The organism is Treponema sp. UBA785 (assembly GCF_002297065.1).
In the GTDB taxonomy this organism is placed as follows: Bacteria; Spirochaetota; Spirochaetia; order Treponematales; family Treponemataceae; genus Treponema_D.
This window is the reverse complement of sequence record NZ_DBJD01000051.1, coordinates 1,503-2,960: the sequence shown is the minus strand read 5'-3', so window position 1 is coordinate 2,960 and position 1,458 is coordinate 1,503. Positions and strand designations below refer to the sequence as shown.

2 protein-coding genes are annotated in these 1,458 nt (G+C 38.4%); both read left to right on the top strand.

Annotated elements, in window-relative coordinates; genetic code table 11:
• Window positions 1–45: 45 nt before the first annotated feature.
• Window positions 46–1,101 (top strand): glycosyltransferase family 4 protein, encoded by a 1,056-nt coding sequence (locus B2X33_RS04020; RefSeq protein WP_296667828.1) that lies wholly within the window; start codon window positions 46–48, stop codon window positions 1,099–1,101.
• Window positions 1,102–1,116: 15 nt separating this feature from the next.
• A partial coding sequence (gene crcB / locus B2X33_RS04015) for a fluoride efflux transporter CrcB (RefSeq protein WP_296667825.1) occupies window positions 1,117–1,458 on the top strand: 342 nt, incomplete at its 3' end.

The window sequence follows — 1,458 nt, the reverse complement described above, 5'->3', positions numbered from 1 at the left end:
TCATAGGCTCATAGGCTCATAGTATGTATTTTCAAGGAGTTTAGCATGCTTTTGGCCATTCTTGGCACGTTTGTATTATCTTTAGTCTTTTGTCCGTTAATTATTAGAATTTGCAGAAAATTAAGCCTTTATGATGAAGTTGATCCGCGCAAGATTCACACAGGAAATATTCCTCGTCTTGGCGGAATTGCAGTTTTTGCCTCTCTTTTAATTGTCTGGTTTTTTGTTCGTTTTGTTTTTAAAACTGTCGTGCTTAGTTTTTATTGGCCTTTATTCATAGGTTTTGGAATTATTCTTTTTTTTGGAATTTTGGACGACATTCTTAATATGCGCGCAAAATTGAAGTTTTTAATGCAGATTCTTGCGGCTTTAGTTGTGAGCGTAAGCCCTTATCACTTTACGACATTTTTGTACTGGAAATTTCCGCCTTTTGTCGGCGAAATACTTACTTTTTTCTGGATTGTTTCAATTGTAAATGCTTATAACCTGATTGACGGGATGGACTGTGTTTGTTCAGGAATTTCATTTTTTGCCTGTCTTTCAATAGGTTTTATGCTTTATAAGGCGCACAACGGCATGAGCCTTATTTATTTTATGCTCTGCGCGTCTTTGCTTGGCTTTATGTACTGGAACAAGCCGAACGCAAAAATATTTCTGGGCGATGGCGGAAGCCAATCTTTAGGATATTTGATCGCCGTTTCTCCGTTTTTCTTTTTTGACAATCCAAGGTTTAATTTCCGCGAAATTCCAATGATGGTTCTTATGTGCTCGATTCCTTTGACAGACGTAATTGCCGCAATCTGGAGACGTCTGCGTGAGCACAGAAAGATTTTTAGTCCTGACAGGGCGCATATTCATCACAAGCTTTTGAATATTGGCTTTTCAAAAAATGCGGCAATTTTGTTTTTGCTGTCGATTCAGGCAACTGTTACACTTGCAATTATTGTTTCATATTTTATGAAAGATCTTTCGGCAATTTGCCTTATATCATTTTGCTTGATTTTTATATGGGGAATATTTATTACCTTTCATTATTTAAATAGAGCGGTCAATCTCTCGCACAAAGGCAAGCTAGAGGACCATCCAATGGCAGAGCATTAAAGCGTCTTAAAAAAAATGAGTTTTTTTTTCGTAGCCCTAGGCGGAGCAGCAGGCGCTTGCGGCCGGTATGCCATTAGTCTTATTCCTGTCAAAACACAATTCCCGGTTCTGACGCTTGTTACAAATTTTTTAGGCGCAGTTCTCATTGGATTTGTTGTCGGAATAGCAGAAAACAAAAATGTTTCAAAAAACGCAATGCTTTTTCTAAAGACAGGAATTTGCGGCGGATTTACAACATTTTCAACATTCAGCCTCGAAGCCTATAACCTTTTTACGGCCAAAAATTGCGGAGTTGGCGGTTTGTATGTTTTTTTGAGCGTGGCAGGCTGTATAGCAGGGGTCTGGCTCGGAAAAAAA

Bases quoted from the DNA above. Each gene is read 5' to 3' on its own strand.
- B2X33_RS04020 (WP_296667828.1), top strand. From the start codon at position 46: ATGCTTTTGGCCATTCTTGGCACGTTTGTATTATCTTTAGTCTTTTGT.